We start from the raw sequence: 15,252 nt of genomic DNA, 5'->3' as shown, positions 1-15,252 counted from the left end.
GTCAGCCCACCCCGCCCGCTCGGCCTGCCAGCACCCGGAAGACGGGGAGCACCAGCGGGCCGCCCTCGTCGTCCCCCTCCGGCTCGTCGTACCGCCGGAATTCGAGCCGCACCGGCAGCCCGATGCGCACCTTGTCGTACGGCACCCCCACCACGTTGCTCACGATCCGCACCCCCTCGGCCAGTTCGATCAGACCGACCGCGTAGGGCGGGTCGAAGGCGGGGAACGGCGGGTGGTGCATCACCACGTACGAATAGACCGTGCCCTCGCCGCTCGCCTCGACCGTGTCCCAGTCCAGGCCGCCGCAGGCGTTGCAGCCCGGCAGCCAGGGGTGGCGCAGCGTCGCGCAGTCCGTGCAGCGCTGGATGAGGAGTCGGTGGTGCTGCACGCCCTCCCAGAAGCCGGCGTTGTCCCGGTTGACGACGGGCCGGGGGCGCCGCGCGCGGGGTTCCTTCGGTTTCCGTTTCCGCCGGGCGGGGGCGTACTTGAGGATGCGGAAGCGGTGGGTGCCGACGAGGTCCTGGCCCACCCGGACGTCCGTGCGCGTCGTGACGAAGTACCCGGTGCCCAGTTTCGTCGTCTTGCGGTCCGACACCGACTCGATCACCGTGTCGAAGCCGACCTCGTCGCCCGGCTTCAGGGGGCGCAGGTACTCCTGTTCGCAGTCGGTGGCGACCACGGAGGTGCAGCCCGCCTCGTCGAGCAGGTCGAATAGTTCGTCGTAGGCGCCCGTCCGTCCCGTGTGGCCGGACAGGCCGCCCATCGTCCAGGCCTGGAGCATGGTGGGCGGGGCGATGGCGTCCGGGCCCGTGTACGCCGGGTCGGTGTCGCCCATGGCCTCACACCAGTGCCGGATCATCGGTTCGTTGACGAGGTCTTTCCCCTTGCCCGCGACGGACGCGGCCCGCCCCTCGTACGCCTTGAGCCGCGCCCCCAGCTCATCACCCGCCCCCAAGTCGCCTTTTACGGCCGCCTCTGGGCCGCCGCTCACCTCCACCTCACCCTTTGCCGCCGCCTCCAGATCTCCGCTCACCCCCGCCTCACCCGTCACCGCCGCCCCCTCGTCATCCCGAGCCGCATCGTCGCGACGATCTCCCGCTGCACTTCGCTCACCCCGCCCCCGAACGTGTTGATCTGTGCCGCCCTGTTCAACCGCTCCAGCTCGCCGTCGCCGAAGGCACCCGGCGAGCCCGAACGCACCAGCCCCGCCAGCCCTGTCGGCCTGTCCGTCCCGGCGATGTGCTGACATATGCGGTACACCGCCACCGTCGATTCGGTTCCCGCGACTTTCACGCCGCTCGCGTCGCCGGGCGCCAGCCGGCCGGCTCCGACATCGCCCACCAGACGCCAGTTGAGCAGGCGCGTCGCCGCCAGCCGGGCATGTGCCTCGGCCAGCTGAGACCGCACCCACGGCTCGTCGGCCCGGCGCCGCCCCGTCACTGGATCGGGCGTGCGGGCGGCGGTGAGCACGGCGGCGTAGAACTCCTCGGCCTGCATTCCGATCGCGGCGAGGGCGACCCGCTCGTGGTTGAGCTGGTTGGTGATGAGGGACCAGCCATCGTTCTGCGCGCCGACGAGGTGGCCGGCGGGGACCTGGACCCCGTCGTAGTACGTGGCCGTCGTGAGCTGCCCGCCGACCGTCTCGATCGGGGTCCACGAGAAGCCGGGGGCGTCGGTCGGGACGAGGATGATCGAGATGCCGCGGTGCTTGGGGGCCTCGGGGTCGGTGCGGCAGGCGAGCCAGATCCAGTCGGCGTTGTGGGCGTTGGAGGTGAAGATCTTCTGCCCGTCGATCAGCCAGTCATCGGAGCCAACATCCGTATCTCCACCAGCGTCGCCACCCCCCTCTCCACCAGCGCCGCCATCCGCGTCTCCACCTGCCTCTCCCTCGGTTTCCGTCCCCGTTCGCCGCCTCCGTACCGCGCGCGTGCGCAGGGACGCGAGATCGGTGCCGGCCGATGGTTCGCTGTAGCCGATCGCGAAGACGAGTTCGCCACGCAGGATGCCCGGCAGGAACGCGGCCTTCTGTTCCTCGCTGCCGTACTTCATGAGGGTCGGTCCGACGGTGTTCAGGGTGACCATCGACACGGGCGCGCCCGCGCGGTAGGCCTCGTCGAAGAACACGAACTGCTCGTCCGCGCCCCGCCCTTGACCGCCGTACTCGACCGGCCAGCCGAGCCCGAGCCAGCCGTCGGCGCCGATCCGGCGGAGCAACGCCCGCTGGGCCTGGGGGTCTTCGGCTCCGGGTGGTCCGTCCGGCATCAACGCGGAGAAGTACGTGCGGAGTTCGGCGCGCAGTCGCCGCTGGCGTTCGGTGGGGGCGAGGTGCACGACGGCGGACCTCCGAGGCGTCGTACGGACGAGGGTTTCTGACTGTCCGTCAGATGCCGTGGACTGTCAAGGTCGTTCCCCGCGGGTGCCCCATCCCGGGTGCCCCATCGGAGGGCACGCGCGCGTGGAGCACGAAAAACGTCTGCGCGGCGGCACCGAAGTGCCACCGCGCAGACGCGTCACAACCCCAGAGAGCACACCTCACACACCCTCACGCACCCCCGCGCATCCCCGCGCGGAAGTGGGGCGCGGCTACCAGAAGTTGGCGAAGTTGACGGCGACGTTCGAGTTTCCCTGGTTGATGGCGGTGAACGCGGACCCGTTGACCTGGGCGGTGTTGCTCTGGTTCGAGGCTCCGGAGCCGACCGCCTGCTGCTGTGTGGTGGACGAGTTGCCCTTGTTGTCGTGCCCGACCCCGCTCCCGCTGACGGTCGCCACACCCGCGTTCGATCCGTTGCCCGCGATGGCGCCGTTGTCCGCCGCCGCGACGCCGGTGAAGAGGGCGGCTGCCAGCGGGAGGGCGGAGACGGCGGCGATGACGCGGGCGGTACGGATGCTTGCCATGTTGTTCCTCCAGAACAAGGTACGTACCGGCTTCGTAGCCGAACGCACATGAAGTACGGCTTCTACCAGGGCAGTTGGCCGACCGCCTCGGTGTGGTGCACGACGTCGCGGAACCAGAGTTGCCCACCGAATCCCCGGCGAACCAGAGCGGAAGGGGTTATTCCCCCTGAAGCGTGATGACAAGTCGATAAACCCCCTTGGTCGCCTCGAAGCCGCAGTTCGGTGCAGTACGGACAGCTCGCCCCAAGCGCCCCAAGGGGCGAAGCGTTCCGCCAGATTTCCGGCCTTTCCCCCCGGCCCGGCGAGTCGCCGCCACCCCCTCTTCCTTTTTTCGAACATGCGTACGAACATAGAGGCATGGCCACCACCGACCGGCAGGCCACGACGCTGGCCCTCGCACACGCCCTGTCAGCCGCCGAACGCGGACTGGCCGTGATCCCCCTGTCCCGCACCAAGCTCCCGGCCCTGCGCTCCCCCCACCGCGACGACCCCGACCCGGCGGGCCCGGTCTGCCACGGCGCCTGCGGACGCATGGGCCACGGGGTGTACGACGCCTCGGCCGACCCGGCACGCATCCGCGAGCTGTTCGCCGCCGCGCCCTGGGCCACCGGCTACGGCATCGCGTGCGGACTGCCGCCGTACCACCTGATCGGCATCGACCTCGACACCAAGTCCGGTACGGACTCCTCGTCCGCGCTGCGCGAACTGGCCCTGCGCCATCTGTTCACGATCCCCGAGACCGTCGTCGTACTGACCCCCAGCGGCGGCCGTCACCTCTGGCTCAGCGGCCCGCCCGACGTGGTCGTCCCGAACTCCGCGGGCCGGCTCGCCCCCGGCATCGACATCCGCGGCGCGGGCGGCTACCTCGTGGGCCCCGGCTCCCGCACCGACCACGGCCTCTACGGCGCCGCCCCGGCCACCGCCCACCTCGCCCCCGCGCCCTGCCCGCCCTCGCTCCTGCGCCTCCTGCTCCCCCCGCCCCGCAGCACCCACCACCCCACACCGGCGTCGACCGGCCAGCACGGCCAGGGCCTGGTCCAGTTCGTCCTCGCGGCACACGAGGGCCAACGCAACACCCGCCTCTTCTGGGCGGCCTGCCGCGCCTACGAGAACGACATCGGCCCGGCGCTCGTCGATCCCCTGGTCGACGCGGCCGTAGCCACAGGCCTGACGGAACGGGAGGCCCGGGCGACGATCGCGTCGGCGGCCCGGATGACACGGCATCGGCCGTAGACGGGTCCCCGGTGCACGCGGGGGCAGACACGCGTAAGGGGCGCCCTCAAGGGAGGACGCCCCTTACGAACACTGCGGTGGGTGTGGGATTTGAACCCACGGTCACATCGCTGCGACGACGGTTTTCAAGACCGTTCCCTTAGGCCGCTCGGGCAACCCACCTGCGCACACGCCCACCAGGGACGGAGCGGGTACAGACTACCGGGCGTGGGCCCTGCTCGGGGTGCGTGGTCCACACGGGGTCCACCGACCCCGCTTCCGGCCGCCAGTGCCGCCATCCGCGATCAGCACCACCCCCCGGTCTCACGCCGGCCCCTGGAGAGCAACGTACTGCCCGCGCCGACGCGGAGCAGGACGCTTCAAGAGCGCGGCCGCCCTCCTCCTCGAAGAGCAAGACCTTCTGATCCGTAGGATCGGGCAGGCCGTTGAACGGGGCCTCTGTCTTCCTCCCGGCTGATGGCTAGTGGTCGTGATCAACAGCCTCTGTGTGCCGTCGTTGCCGTCAGGGTTGCCGTCGGTTCCGGACTAGGGATCCCGACGAAAAGCGACTCGCGCGTTAGCTGCCGTCGACCTGGCTGGGAGCACGCATCTTCTCTACTATTTTTCAAGCCTAATTACCAAGCCTCAGAGACGCTACCATCGGACTCCAAGCCATACACAAGAATTCGACGCCATTTATCCTGGGATTTGTACTTCTTAGCCAAATTCAACAAGGCGTAGGAATACCCCCCGTTAGCCGCTCGTGTGGCATACTCCTCGGCACCAAACAGGTCCCCGACCTCCTCGCAATTTGATGCCATAATCGACAGGGCCACACTATTTCCGAGATCTAGGGCGACTCGCAATAGGTCAATTTCCCCTTGGCGGTCACCCGAAGATTTGCGAAGCCGCGCAAGATCCATCAAAGGAGAAAAGTTGCCGGTCTCGGCATAAACACTTACGATCCTATCAGCCTCACCTTTTCGCCCTGTTTCATCCAGAAGACGCGCCAGTTCAAATGGGGCCTCGAACGAATTCTCGATGGCAGCAGAAATATACAGCAACTCAGCTTCCGCAATTCTCCCATCTTCTTCGGACATGCGGCCAAGCTCAATCAAAAAAGACTTTTCTCCGGCTTCAGAAAGGTCGCTAAAAATCTTCCGCGCTTCACCCCTTCTGCCATTATCTTTGCGGATTATTGCGATCTCACCCAAAGCCCAGAGGTCACCGAGATCAGCAGCACGCCTAAATAGCTTCTCAGCAAGCTCAATCTTGCCCTTATCCTTGAGTTCATAGGCAAGTTCGCAAATCATGTCCGCATAATCCTCGTGGGACATGCTATCCAGTATCTCCTCCGCCAATTGGAGGTCATCCTCTTCAATAGCCAGACGGAAGATGTCCATCGCCGCCTCAATGGATCCGGCCAATTCCGCTTCCTTAAGGAGCGATCGAGCGGAATCCATATTCCCGGCCCTAAGCCTCAGGACCGCGATCTCCCACAGCGAGGTAGGATAATTCTCTTCTGAAATCGCCTGCCGGGCAAGCTTCTCGGCACCTTCCGAATCACCTGCTATCTCTTTGGCTCTAGCCAAATCACGGAGTGCGAATACGCTACCCTTTTCAGCAGCTTGATGTCGGAGAACTTCTGCCTCATCAGCGTTCCCCGAATCCTCTCGAAGAAAAGCAACCCGCCTCATTGCTTCGATATTTCCTCGCCGTGCTGCCTCACCGTATAGCATGTAGGCATTCTTGAGTCTATGCCTATCCTGTGCCGCATTCGCCAAAGCCATAAGGTGATCTGTGTCTTCTAGGGATTTTGCTGCAGCCCAAAAGGACGTCGGCGGGACAGCATACGTGCGATTCGCCTGACCGTAATAGTCGAGATAATCCGCGAGTTCCACAACATCTGGCAGACTTCCCACATCCGTAGGGTGTGGGACGCTCACAAATGCCGAAGCCACGCCTTTGATGAGCTGCGTCGCATAACTGAGCGCATCGTCGAACCATGTTTCTGGATTACATCTCGACCGGACGTCGTCTGCCATATAACCTGGAGCGGCCGCTTTGATAAAATATTTTGGAATCGGCCCAATGATCCCCAGTCGTCGAGCATCAATGGCGGCTGATATCACCGCCTTCCCGCACAACCCCTCCACTCCATCGGCTTGTTCGTAGTGGTCGAGGAGGTCTGGGGCTGCGGCCAGAAACTGAGTAACTGAACCTGAATGGTTTCTCGCTGCAAGCGAGAGCGAGCGATCTTTAATTGCTTGTTTGTGCAAGCTCCGCAGATCTACATCCCCAAAGGCTGGGGGTACATCGATGCGACTACCCTGCTTAAGCAATTCTCTAGAGTTCGCATTCTTATCCCGCTCGGAAGCGTCGCTAGGTGGGGTAACGAGCAACCGATGATGCATTGTCCAGAGTGTAGCCATAATTACAAGGGGGCCGTCATGCTCCAGTAGGCGGCGCAACGCGGCGGCAACCTCTTCTCCCTTCTCATGGAGGAGGAAGTGATGAGCATCGTCCAACCAAAGAATTGTCTCACGTTGAACTGCATCACAATTCAGCGCGGCAAGCAGGCTGTCCACACTCTTAGGGTAGATGAGATTCCACTCCGGCATGGCCGACTTGAGTGCCTCATATGCAGTTCGAGTTTTCCCTGAACATGACCCACCTCTAACGATCAGCAACGAAGCAGTTTCTTTTGATTTTATACTCAGAAGCTCCCTTAATAGCTCTGCATCATGTGCCCGGGGGACGTAAGAAGGAAGTACGAAGTCCTCAATTGTTTCATCGTGCGCATCTTTGACCGCTGGATGAATACCGAGACTTTTAGGAGTCCACCTTAGAAATGGTCTGGGCGGATCCGGGAGTTTCGCGATGCGCTCCGCATCGCCCTCTGAAAGTAGGCGAAGAGCCTGGGATCGCGCCGTCCCAGTGGCCACAGTACGGGCTCTACGAGTCGCTTCTGACCGATGCAAATCGCGCCATTTATCCTCATCGAGAAGATCCCCTATCGCATCTGCGCTGAGCCCCCGCGAAATAGCTTGCTGGCGCAGCGCAGAAACAATGATCAAGATCCCATCAATACGCTGAGGAAATCGACTCCCCCGGAACCAATCGCCAACCGTCGTCGGGGCTATCCCGACTAGGCGGCCAAGGTGCCGATCGCTCGGGCGTCCGCCCAGCACCTCCTTCTTGAAGCGACCCAGCCGGCGCAGTGCAGCGAAGACGTCAGCGTCATGCGTCTCGTCCACTTTGCTCCTCTGAGGGGCCACTCGCACTGTCCAAGATGGTCACTGGACAGTGACAGCGTAGCGCTGCAACCTGCACGGATGCGCCCAGATCGTCCAAGAAGAGCGAGAAGGCAGCTGGACAGGCCCGTGGACAGAAACGGTGGAGGCGTCAGACCAGCTGCAACTTCGTTCTTCCAAGGAGACTGCCTTGACCACCGCCCACCTCCTGTCACTTCTCCTCGCGCTCTCGGTCGCGTGCAATGTCGGCTTCTGCGCCGGCCTTGCGGATGCACGAACCGGAGGCGGCCCTGCCCACGCACTGCTCGTTGGTGGGAGTGCGGCAGGTGCCACGGTGGCCCTGTTCCTGGCAGGGGTAGCGGCATACCGCTGACACCCCTCGAGGGCTAAGGGTGTCAAACTCATCCGAGGTAGGGTCGCTCACGCTGCTCCACGAAGTGCCGGATTCGTAGCCGCTGCGTATGGTGCATTGGCAGTTGATCAATCTCGTCGGACTGGACGAACTTCAACTCCGTGGACTCGTCCGAGATCGCGAGCTGGCCTCCGATCACACGCGCGGTGAAACAGATATTGAACTGTCGACGCACCTCACCATCCGTGTAAGCGATGATGTGGCGAGGGTCGGTGTACGTCCCGACGAGACCGGTGATCTCCACGTCCAGGCCCGTCTCCTCCTTCACCTCACGGACGGCAGTGCCCGGCAGGGAGTCCGTCATCTCCATGCCGCCCCCGGGCAGCGCCCAGAGATCGTTGTCCCGCCGGCGCTGTAGGAGGATGCGTCCCTCGTCGTCAGTGACCACCGCGGACGCGGCGACGACCAGGCTGTTGGGCTTGGGGGCGTCCGGGTCGTCGTAGTACTCGGTGCGTGCCATGATCACTTCTCTCGTACTGGCTGCGCGGTCGCCCACACTGCATCGAAGCTGTCGGCGTAGGTCTCGAACATGCCGCCTTCCCCATTTCGGCGCAGGTGCCACATAGGGGCCCGGTAGGCGTTCACGCCCCAGACGTGAGCGTTGACCAGCACCTGGTCATCGGCCCGATAAATCGAGTTGTAGAGCGTCGTGGCATGGGTCCGTACCTCGATGCCCTGCGTCCCGATAAGCGGGCGATAGTGCATCAGCGCGAGGCGGCAACGTGACTGGATGCCGTGGCCGAACTTCTCCTCGTCGCCGCGCTGTTGGACGTTCGAGCTCTCCGCGTCGCCGAGCGCGATGCGGACCGTGCAGCCCTCGGCTGCTCGCTCCTTCAAGAGCTCGTTGAGTCTCGGGTACGCCTCGTGCAGGAAGACGGCGGCGTACACCAACACGTCGATCTGCTCGCGCGCCTGGGTCAGGAGGTCCACGAAGGTGGATACGGGGATGTCCGCCCGCTGGTCGTAGAGAGCCACAAGTTCTGGGCTGACGGCGCGGGCGGGGCGTGCCTGCCTGAGCGATGGCCATAGAGCGTGCACGTCTTCTCCTAGCGTTTCTGCTGCCAACATGGCTGTGGCACGACGCGGCGTACGCCCCAGGTTGACCCATCGTTCGACGGACTTGGGATCGACTTCGACCCTCCCCGCGAGGGCGTTGTACGTCCAGCCACCGGCCGCCATGGCCGCACGTAGTCTCTCGTTTGCCATTTCAATCTCTCTCAACATCCGGGGACGGCACTAGGGACGTTCTACCCGACGCGGGACGTCCTGAAGTGGGGATTGTCCGTGGTTCCGACGTCCTGGTGGTCGACACGAAGCTCGTGTGCATGGCGAGCAACCAGCAGACCAGGCCAGGCATCGGCGAACTGGCGAAGGACAGTGCCAGCAGACGCATCGGCGTCGTCATGGGTGAGATCGGCGGCCGCGTGCAGATGCGGCCCATCCCTGGAGGCAGGGAGTGGGATGCCATGCCGGACAACGTCGTCGCGCTCAGCGCTCGGGAAGAACTCAGCGCCCGCCTGGCAACGAGGAACGGCAACAGCCGGGTCGGGCTGTGATGCGCGCCGTCGGCCGGTATGCCGGGGTCCTGTTCATCATCTGCATCAGCGGCTCGTGCGGCTTGGTGATCGGCATGACCCTCGGTATCGGCCAGTACTAGACCGGCCGCCCCGAGCGGGTGCCACGTACGGCTCCCCGTCCCCGTTCGGGGCCAGCCTCCGATCCCGCTGGCAATCGCCTTCGAGTTGAACTCGTCGATCCAGGCGGCAGGTAAGTGCCCTGCACCACTTCACATGAGGAGACGGCATATGGCAGCAACGGCGAACGTGCAGAAGACCGGTCGCGCGGTCGCAGGTGAGGAACTGTTCGAGAGCCTCGCCCACTTCGTGGTCACCCACAACAGCGAGACGGCCGAGCGTGCCGAGCGGATCGCCGACCAGGCGGTGGCCTTCGTGGTCACGGCGGCAACTGCCACCGTTTCCATGGTCCCTTCGGACGATGTCGACCACGGCCTTCACGCCCTCATCCTGCACACCAAGGAGTACGCCCAGCTGTGTGAGCGGTACGCGGGCCGCTTCCTGCATCACAACCCGAAGCCGGGCGGCGGGGCCCGCGACCCGGAGAAGGTCGCGGCCTCGGCCCGTGCCATGAAGGCCTCCGGATTCGCGGTCTTCGACGACTTGTGGACCGTCGACGGCACGAACCTCGCACAGTGCGACTCGGACTGCGGCCGTCCCTACGGTGACGCGTAGCACCCGACAACAGCGGTGCGGTCGGCCCGGGTTGGTGGTCGACCGCGTCGCCGGAAGGAGAGAGGACGTTGTCCGACTCAACCCCTGAAATGCCGATCGTGGTGCTCGACGCGCTCATGCCCATGGAACAACGGCTGGTCCTGAGCCGTAGGGGCTCCACGGTCTGGGAGGTGGACGGCCCCCGTGGTCACTACGCCGTGAAACTCGGCTATCCGATCGGGGCCACCGAGGAGTGGCCGGCCCAACCCTGGACCGCGCTTGCGCCCGCACGCGAAGGGGCCGTGCTGCACCGTCTCGGCTCGGGTGAGGTCGCGTACGGCGAGTGGGAGCGCGGTACCTGGAACTTCCAGCCGTGGCACGAGGGGCCAGACCTGTACCAGATCTGGGAGCCCTGCCGCAGGCGCGGCTCATCCATCGCGCCGCACTACAGCGTGGCACTGGGCTGCGTCGAAGCGCTGGCCGAACTCCATGTACGGGGCTGGGCACACGGCGACGTGCAGCCTGCCCACTTCATCATCGGGCCGGTACGAACCCATCTCATCGACCTCGCGCTCGCCCGCGGCGGGCAGGTACCTGAGAGTTACGACTTCCCGTTCCGCGGCTGCCTCGTCCACTACGAGGCACCAGAGATCGCTCGCAGCGTGCTCGACACCGGAGAAGCCGAGCCGACGCAGGAGGCCGACATTTACGCCCTCGGGGCGTCCCTCCTGATCTCAGCCACCGGGTGGCGAGCGGTCGAGTACCCGGACGACGCCCCGCGCGCCGTCCAGAGAGAAGCAGTGGCGAACGGAAGGCGCCGCCCTGTGAAGGCGCCCGGTGAGCTGGGCGATTTGCTCGACGCGATGCTCAGCCACGCTCCCGAAGATCGGCCAACGATCTACGAGGTGGGTAAAGCCCTGAGCTGATCCCACGGCCCGTTTCGCCGAGCCTGCTCGTGCGGGCGACCGACAACAAGAGACCGGACCACCCTCAGCCTGGACAGCATTCCGGGTGGTCCGGTCGTGGAAGCCCTGATCAGGACCCCGGTGCCGATGGTACCGGGGCAGTCGGCGTGTTCGGATTCGGGTCCGGCTGCAACCCCTGCCAGCTGGCGTTGCGTTGGGGAGGAGGGCGAATGAACGACGGTCATTGGGCGCACAGTTCTGACCTGGACCACCGAAAGTCAGCCACGACGGCGAGTCCGCCGAACAAGCACCCGTCACGTATGTCTCCAGCAACCCCGTTCCAGCATCAGCCACGTTTCCAGATTTCGAAACGCGGGTCACCAGGGCGGCGGGGTCGTGCCTACTCGGGCTCGACCTGGTCGTCGGGCTGGGCAAGCGGCTTCCTGGCCTGGCTGGCTGGCTCGGCGGTACTGCGCGCTGAGTGGCGGGGGGCCGGCGCAGCGGTGGCGGAGACAAGGAGCAGCGGCGGCCCGTGGCCGCCAGCGCGCGCGGTCCGCCGCAGGCGGGCCGCCTTGATCCAGTAAAGAAACTCTGAACAGCACCGCAGCGCAGTAGTCGATCGACCCGAGAGGCACGGATGCGGTGGGCAGGCCCCGGCAGTTGGAGCAAGTGCGGCACGCAACGACAGCACGGTGGCGAGCGGGGAGCGATGACCGAGCACATACCGGACAACGAAATGGGGTCGACCAGCATTCACGTCGGGGACACGGATCAGGTAGTCGCACTGATCGAGGAGATGCGGGCCATGGTCGCTCGCCTCAGCAGAGAGACAAGGGAGTTGCGAGAGGAAGTGGCCCAGTTCAGGACTACGGCTTCGGCTGCTGAGCTGCCTTCAGTTCCTCGACCTCACGACGCAGTTCCTGATGATCGGCACTTAGAACACGGATCTCGTCACGTAGTGCGGTGAGTACCTCGGCAAGGGTGGTCCCGGCGGCTTCGACTGCTTCGGCGTCGTCGGGCTCACCCTCCGCCTGCCCTGGCTGGTCAACGCTCGCGTCCTTGTTCGCCAAGTACCAGGCTGGAGCGGTGTAGTTCGCCGAGAGTTCCCCGCCGGCGTTGTGGTCAGCGACGAAGCTGCCCCGCCCGTGGATCGTGTAGATCAGGCCTTCGTCGCGCAGCACGTTGAGCGCGGACCTGGCGGTCATATTCGCCACGCCAAAGCGTTCCTGTAGCTCGCGGATGGACGGCATCTGCTCGCCCGGCTTGATCCGCCCCTGCAAGATGTCGCGCCGAATCTCGTCGGCAGCGTGCTGATACGGCGGCCGGCGGTCCTGCTTGTTCTCTGGCGCGGGGCTCATGGCCCAAGAGTAGCGATTCTTAGCACCCCTAGCACACCCCACTGACATAGGTGGCCTATGTCAGTTGATATCTAGCTCACCCGATTCACTTGACACTGCTAGGTCTGCTATTTTCAATGGAGAGCACGCCCCACCACTCCGGTGGAGCGCATCGAAAGGACTCAACTCCCATGGCGCGCATCCGCGTTGGTCTGCTCCCCACCTCTTCGTTCATGGTCGGCACCTTGCCGGTGCCCAAGTACGCGGACCAGGAGAAGACCCAGTTCGCCACCGACCGTGAAACCGGCGCGAAGCTCTACACGATCACCCTCTTCTTCATGGAGGAGGACCGCGCCGAGGCTCTGAAGATCACCGTTCCGGAGACCGGTCTTCCCAATGGGCTCCGGCCGGGTGTCCCTGTCATGCCGGTGGAGCTGTTCGCCACTCCGTGGGCGCGCATCTTCAACGGCTCGCTCTCGGACGGCATCGCCTACCGTGCGGGCCGCCTGGACCTGGTGGCCCCGGTCGCTGAGGCGGCGTGAGCGGCACCGCTTTCCGGTCCGGCGTTGAGCGCAACTACCCGTTGCCTCACGCCGGGCCGGATGCCCGGTCCACCGAATCACTCGCGAACTCGATGACGGCCGTACTCATCGGCTACGGCTACCCCCGCCTCGACCCGTCGGCGGATCGGGCGGTCCTCGCATCGGCCCAAGTGGCCTTCCTCTGCAACCAGTTGGATAACCGCACATGAAGGATTCGAACGCACCGGCGCAAGGTGTCTTCGGTCATGTCCCGCTCGTCGTCGCCCTGGTGCTCGTCGTCGGATGGGCGGTCTGGTGGGTGGTCCGCTACGTTCGCGCGGATGTCATGACCCGGCAGTCCATACGGCAGGCCATACGGGTGCGGTGGGGCTGGAAGCGGCTCGCGCCGATGCTCAAGCTGTCGACCACGGACAAGACCCCGACAGCGTTGGCGTCGCTGGCGAACACGAACGGCAAGCCCATCAAGCCGCGTGTACTCATCCCTTCCCTGAGGGTGAAGCACGACGCGTACGGAGTGATCGCGCGGGCGCGGTGCCTGCCCGGCGTCGGGCTTCAGCAGTTCCAGAAGGCGGCCCCGCATCTGGCGGACGCCTGGCGGTGCACACGGGTGGCGATCACCCAAGACAAGCCTGGGCAGGTCCTCATCCGGGGTGTGCGACTGGATCCGCTGAAGTTCCCCACCGAGCACCACCCCACGGGTGAGCCACCGGAGGAGACAGCCCGGTGGGATCTGGGCCTGGACGAGTACGCGCAGCCCGTGTCCGTGAACCTCACGCAGGTGCCCGGCGTGACCGTGGCCGGCCTCCCCGGCTTCGGCAAGACCAGCCTGGTCAACCGGCTTCTCTCCGACTGGGCACCCTCGCCTGAGGTGCAGTTCGCCTGCGCGGACGGCAAGGTGTCGGCTGCGTACGAAGGTGACTACGCGGACTGGGTACAGCGCATGTTCGCGTTTCGTCGGCGATGACCTGGAAGAGGCCAACAAGCTGTTCCGACACATGGTCGAGCTGCGCCGCGCCCGGTCGGCCTCGGTGCGCCAGGTGCTCGGGGTGAAGTCCATGTGGGACATCGGCCCCTCCGAGCGCTGGCCCCTGGTCGTGCTGATCGTGGACGAAGCCCACACCTACTTCCGCGACCACAAGGGCAGCGACCAGCAGACGAAGAAGCTGGCCGCGCTCGCCGCCGAGAACGCCCGGCTCGTGGAAGACCTGGTGAAGAAGGGCCGGTCCGTGGGACTGCTCGTCATCCTCACCACTCAGAAGTCCACTGGCGACGCGATTCCCACCTTCATCCGCGACGTGTGCCCTGTCGGCCTGAGCTTCGCCCAGAAGACCGCCGAAGCCGCCGTGGCCGCGCTCGGCGACGAGATCCGGGAATGGCCGGACGCCAACCCCATCAACCTCCAAGACCCCACCTACGTCGGCGTCGCATCGATGAACCACCAGTCGCAACCGGGGTTCACCCGCATTCGTACGCCCTACGTACCCGACGCGGAAGCGGCTCGGATCGCCGAAGAGACGGCCTACCTGACCGCCGACCCGAACGCACTCCTGGAAGCGGTCCTCGGCCCTCGCATGGCGGATGTGGATCTTACGAAGCTCGAAGCCTGAGCAGTCCGACCTACGCCGTCGTACGTCCCCGATACCTCAGGAGAGGAGGTGAACACTCATGACAGAAGAGCGCATCACTCAGCGCACCATCACCGCCGTCATGATCGTCATTGCCGCGCTGGCATTCGTCTTCTCCTTCGGCAACGTCTGGTCCCTCGCCTTGCGCCTCGGCGTGCCCGGCCCGATCGCACCGCTCATCGCCCCGATGGTGGACCTGTCCGTGGTCGGCCTCCTGGTCGCACTTCGCTACCTCTCTCTGCGCGGTCTCCCCGCCGACCAGATGACGGCCGCCACCCGCCTGATGCACTTCTCCGGGCTGCTGACCCTCGCACTCAACGTCGCCGAGCCGATCGTCGCCGGACACTACGGCCGCGCCGCCGTCGACGCGGTGGCCCCGCTGCTCCTCCTCGGCTGGGGCTCCCTCGGCCCGCAACTCCTGCGCGCCTTCCACACCGTTGCGCGCGCCGCCGCACCGGCGCCCCTGCCGCACGGGATCAAACCAGAGGCCGAGACGGCTTCGGCCGCCTGCCGACCTGCGGCGCCGCTCACCATTCCGTCCCCGGCCCCGGTTGCTCCTCAGATCGCCCAAGCTCCCGCTTCGTCTGCGGTCAAGGTTCCTGAGCCGCTGCTGACCGAAGCACGCTCCATCGCGACGTCCCACCACATCGAGCACGGCGAACCGATCACAGCAGCACAGCTCAAAACCCGCCTCGGGATCGGCCTGCCCATGGCGACCGCGCTGCACGCCGCGCTGTAGAGCAATCCCTTCCGCCGGCCTCTCCGGCACTCCCCACCACTGCCCGCCCCTGGGCCAACCCGCCATGCCTGCGGGCAGCAGCCCGAGTCCCCTGAACCGCTGC

The 15,252-nt window shown here is 65.5% G+C and carries 16 protein-coding genes and 1 tRNA gene; 9 read left to right on the top strand and 8 right to left on the bottom strand.

What is annotated here, in order from left to right; all coding sequences use genetic code 11:
* Position 1 precedes the first annotated feature (1 nt).
* The 3 genes from ACIRB1_RS22615 to ACIRB1_RS22605 form a co-directional block, all read right to left on the bottom strand.
* The gene (locus ACIRB1_RS22615; protein WP_403466837.1) at positions 2-955 is read right to left on the bottom strand and encodes a bifunctional MaoC family dehydratase N-terminal/OB-fold nucleic acid binding domain-containing protein; all 954 of its coding nucleotides are present in this window, start codon (positions 953-955) and stop codon (positions 2-4) included.
* A gap of 92 nt (positions 956-1,047) precedes the next feature.
* A complete protein-coding gene (locus tag ACIRB1_RS22610) occupies positions 1,048-2,331 on the bottom strand; it encodes an acyl-CoA dehydrogenase family protein (RefSeq protein WP_403466721.1) in 1,284 nt (427 codons plus the stop codon).
* Positions 2,332-2,583: 252 nt separating this feature from the next.
* On the bottom strand, positions 2,584-2,895 hold the full coding sequence (locus tag ACIRB1_RS22605; RefSeq protein WP_033285529.1) for a hypothetical protein: 312 nt from the start codon (positions 2,893-2,895) through the stop codon (positions 2,584-2,586).
* A gap of 357 nt (positions 2,896-3,252) precedes the next feature.
* Between ACIRB1_RS22605 and ACIRB1_RS22600 the strand changes: the two genes are divergently transcribed.
* Complete coding sequence (locus ACIRB1_RS22600; protein ID WP_403466720.1) at positions 3,253-4,128, top strand: bifunctional DNA primase/polymerase; 876 nt, start codon at positions 3,253-3,255, stop codon at positions 4,126-4,128.
* Between the two features lie 75 nt (positions 4,129-4,203).
* Here ACIRB1_RS22600 and ACIRB1_RS22595 read toward each other — a convergent pair.
* From ACIRB1_RS22595 to ACIRB1_RS22580, 4 genes are all read right to left on the bottom strand, one after another.
* Positions 4,204-4,290, bottom strand: a tRNA-Ser gene (locus ACIRB1_RS22595).
* A 452-nt stretch (positions 4,291-4,742) separates the two neighbouring features.
* Positions 4,743-7,364, bottom strand: a complete 2,622-nt coding sequence (locus tag ACIRB1_RS22590; protein ID WP_403466719.1) for a tetratricopeptide repeat protein — start codon at positions 7,362-7,364, stop codon at positions 4,743-4,745.
* 398 nt (positions 7,365-7,762) lie between these two features.
* A complete protein-coding gene (locus ACIRB1_RS22585; RefSeq protein WP_403466718.1) occupies positions 7,763-8,233 on the bottom strand; it encodes an NUDIX domain-containing protein in 471 nt (156 codons plus the stop codon).
* A 2-nt stretch (positions 8,234-8,235) separates the two neighbouring features.
* Positions 8,236-8,979 (bottom strand): XRE family transcriptional regulator, encoded by a 744-nt coding sequence (locus tag ACIRB1_RS22580; RefSeq protein ID WP_403466717.1) that lies wholly within the window; start codon positions 8,977-8,979, stop codon positions 8,236-8,238.
* Positions 8,980-9,098: 119 nt separating this feature from the next.
* Between ACIRB1_RS22580 and ACIRB1_RS22575 the strand changes: the two genes are divergently transcribed.
* From ACIRB1_RS22575 to ACIRB1_RS22565, 3 genes are all read left to right on the top strand, one after another.
* A complete protein-coding gene (locus tag ACIRB1_RS22575) occupies positions 9,099-9,329 on the top strand; it encodes a hypothetical protein (protein ID WP_062042178.1) in 231 nt (76 codons plus the stop codon).
* A 249-nt stretch (positions 9,330-9,578) separates the two neighbouring features.
* Positions 9,579-10,022, top strand: coding sequence for a glycine-rich domain-containing protein (locus tag ACIRB1_RS22570; RefSeq protein ID WP_403466716.1), 444 nt, complete (start codon positions 9,579-9,581; stop codon positions 10,020-10,022).
* Positions 10,023-10,090: 68 nt separating this feature from the next.
* Positions 10,091-10,927, top strand: coding sequence for a protein kinase (locus ACIRB1_RS22565; RefSeq protein WP_403466715.1), 837 nt, complete (start codon positions 10,091-10,093; stop codon positions 10,925-10,927).
* 845 nt (positions 10,928-11,772) lie between these two features.
* Here the strand turns inward: ACIRB1_RS22565 and ACIRB1_RS22560 are convergent.
* The gene (locus tag ACIRB1_RS22560; protein WP_390169065.1) at positions 11,773-12,264 is read right to left on the bottom strand and encodes a GntR family transcriptional regulator; all 492 of its coding nucleotides are present in this window, start codon (positions 12,262-12,264) and stop codon (positions 11,773-11,775) included.
* Positions 12,265-12,434: 170 nt separating this feature from the next.
* On the opposite strand from ACIRB1_RS22560, the gene ACIRB1_RS22555 reads away from it, so the two are divergent.
* Genes ACIRB1_RS22555 through ACIRB1_RS22535 form a run of 5 tightly spaced genes read left to right on the top strand, consistent with a single transcriptional unit; the run spans position 12,435 to position 15,149 of the window.
* The gene (locus ACIRB1_RS22555; protein WP_403466714.1) at positions 12,435-12,785 is read left to right on the top strand and encodes a hypothetical protein; all 351 of its coding nucleotides are present in this window, start codon (positions 12,435-12,437) and stop codon (positions 12,783-12,785) included.
* Positions 12,782-12,994 carry a hypothetical protein gene (locus ACIRB1_RS22550; protein WP_403466712.1) on the top strand — a complete coding sequence of 71 codons (213 nt, stop codon included), beginning with the start codon at positions 12,782-12,784 and terminating at the stop codon, positions 12,992-12,994. The genes ACIRB1_RS22555 and ACIRB1_RS22550 overlap by 4 nt, the downstream gene beginning before the upstream one ends.
* Entirely contained in the window at positions 12,991-13,749 is a 759-nt protein-coding gene (locus ACIRB1_RS22545; protein ID WP_403466711.1) for a hypothetical protein, read from the top strand. The genes ACIRB1_RS22550 and ACIRB1_RS22545 overlap by 4 nt, the downstream gene beginning before the upstream one ends.
* Before the next feature lie 31 nt (positions 13,750-13,780).
* Positions 13,781-14,392: a hypothetical protein gene (locus tag ACIRB1_RS22540; protein ID WP_403466710.1), complete on the top strand. Its 612-nt coding sequence runs from the start codon at positions 13,781-13,783 to the stop codon at positions 14,390-14,392.
* 58 nt (positions 14,393-14,450) lie between these two features.
* Positions 14,451-15,149 (top strand): DUF2637 domain-containing protein, encoded by a 699-nt coding sequence (locus ACIRB1_RS22535; protein WP_403466709.1) that lies wholly within the window; start codon positions 14,451-14,453, stop codon positions 15,147-15,149.
* The last annotated feature ends 103 nt before the right edge of the window (positions 15,150-15,252 follow it).

Origin of the sequence: Streptomyces sp. NPDC096013 (genome assembly GCF_044763565.1) — a bacterium.
In the GTDB taxonomy this organism is placed as follows: Bacteria; Actinomycetota; Actinomycetes; order Streptomycetales; family Streptomycetaceae; genus Streptomyces.
The sequence above is the reverse complement of the archived record's forward strand: the minus strand, read 5'-3'. Positions and strand labels throughout refer to the sequence as shown.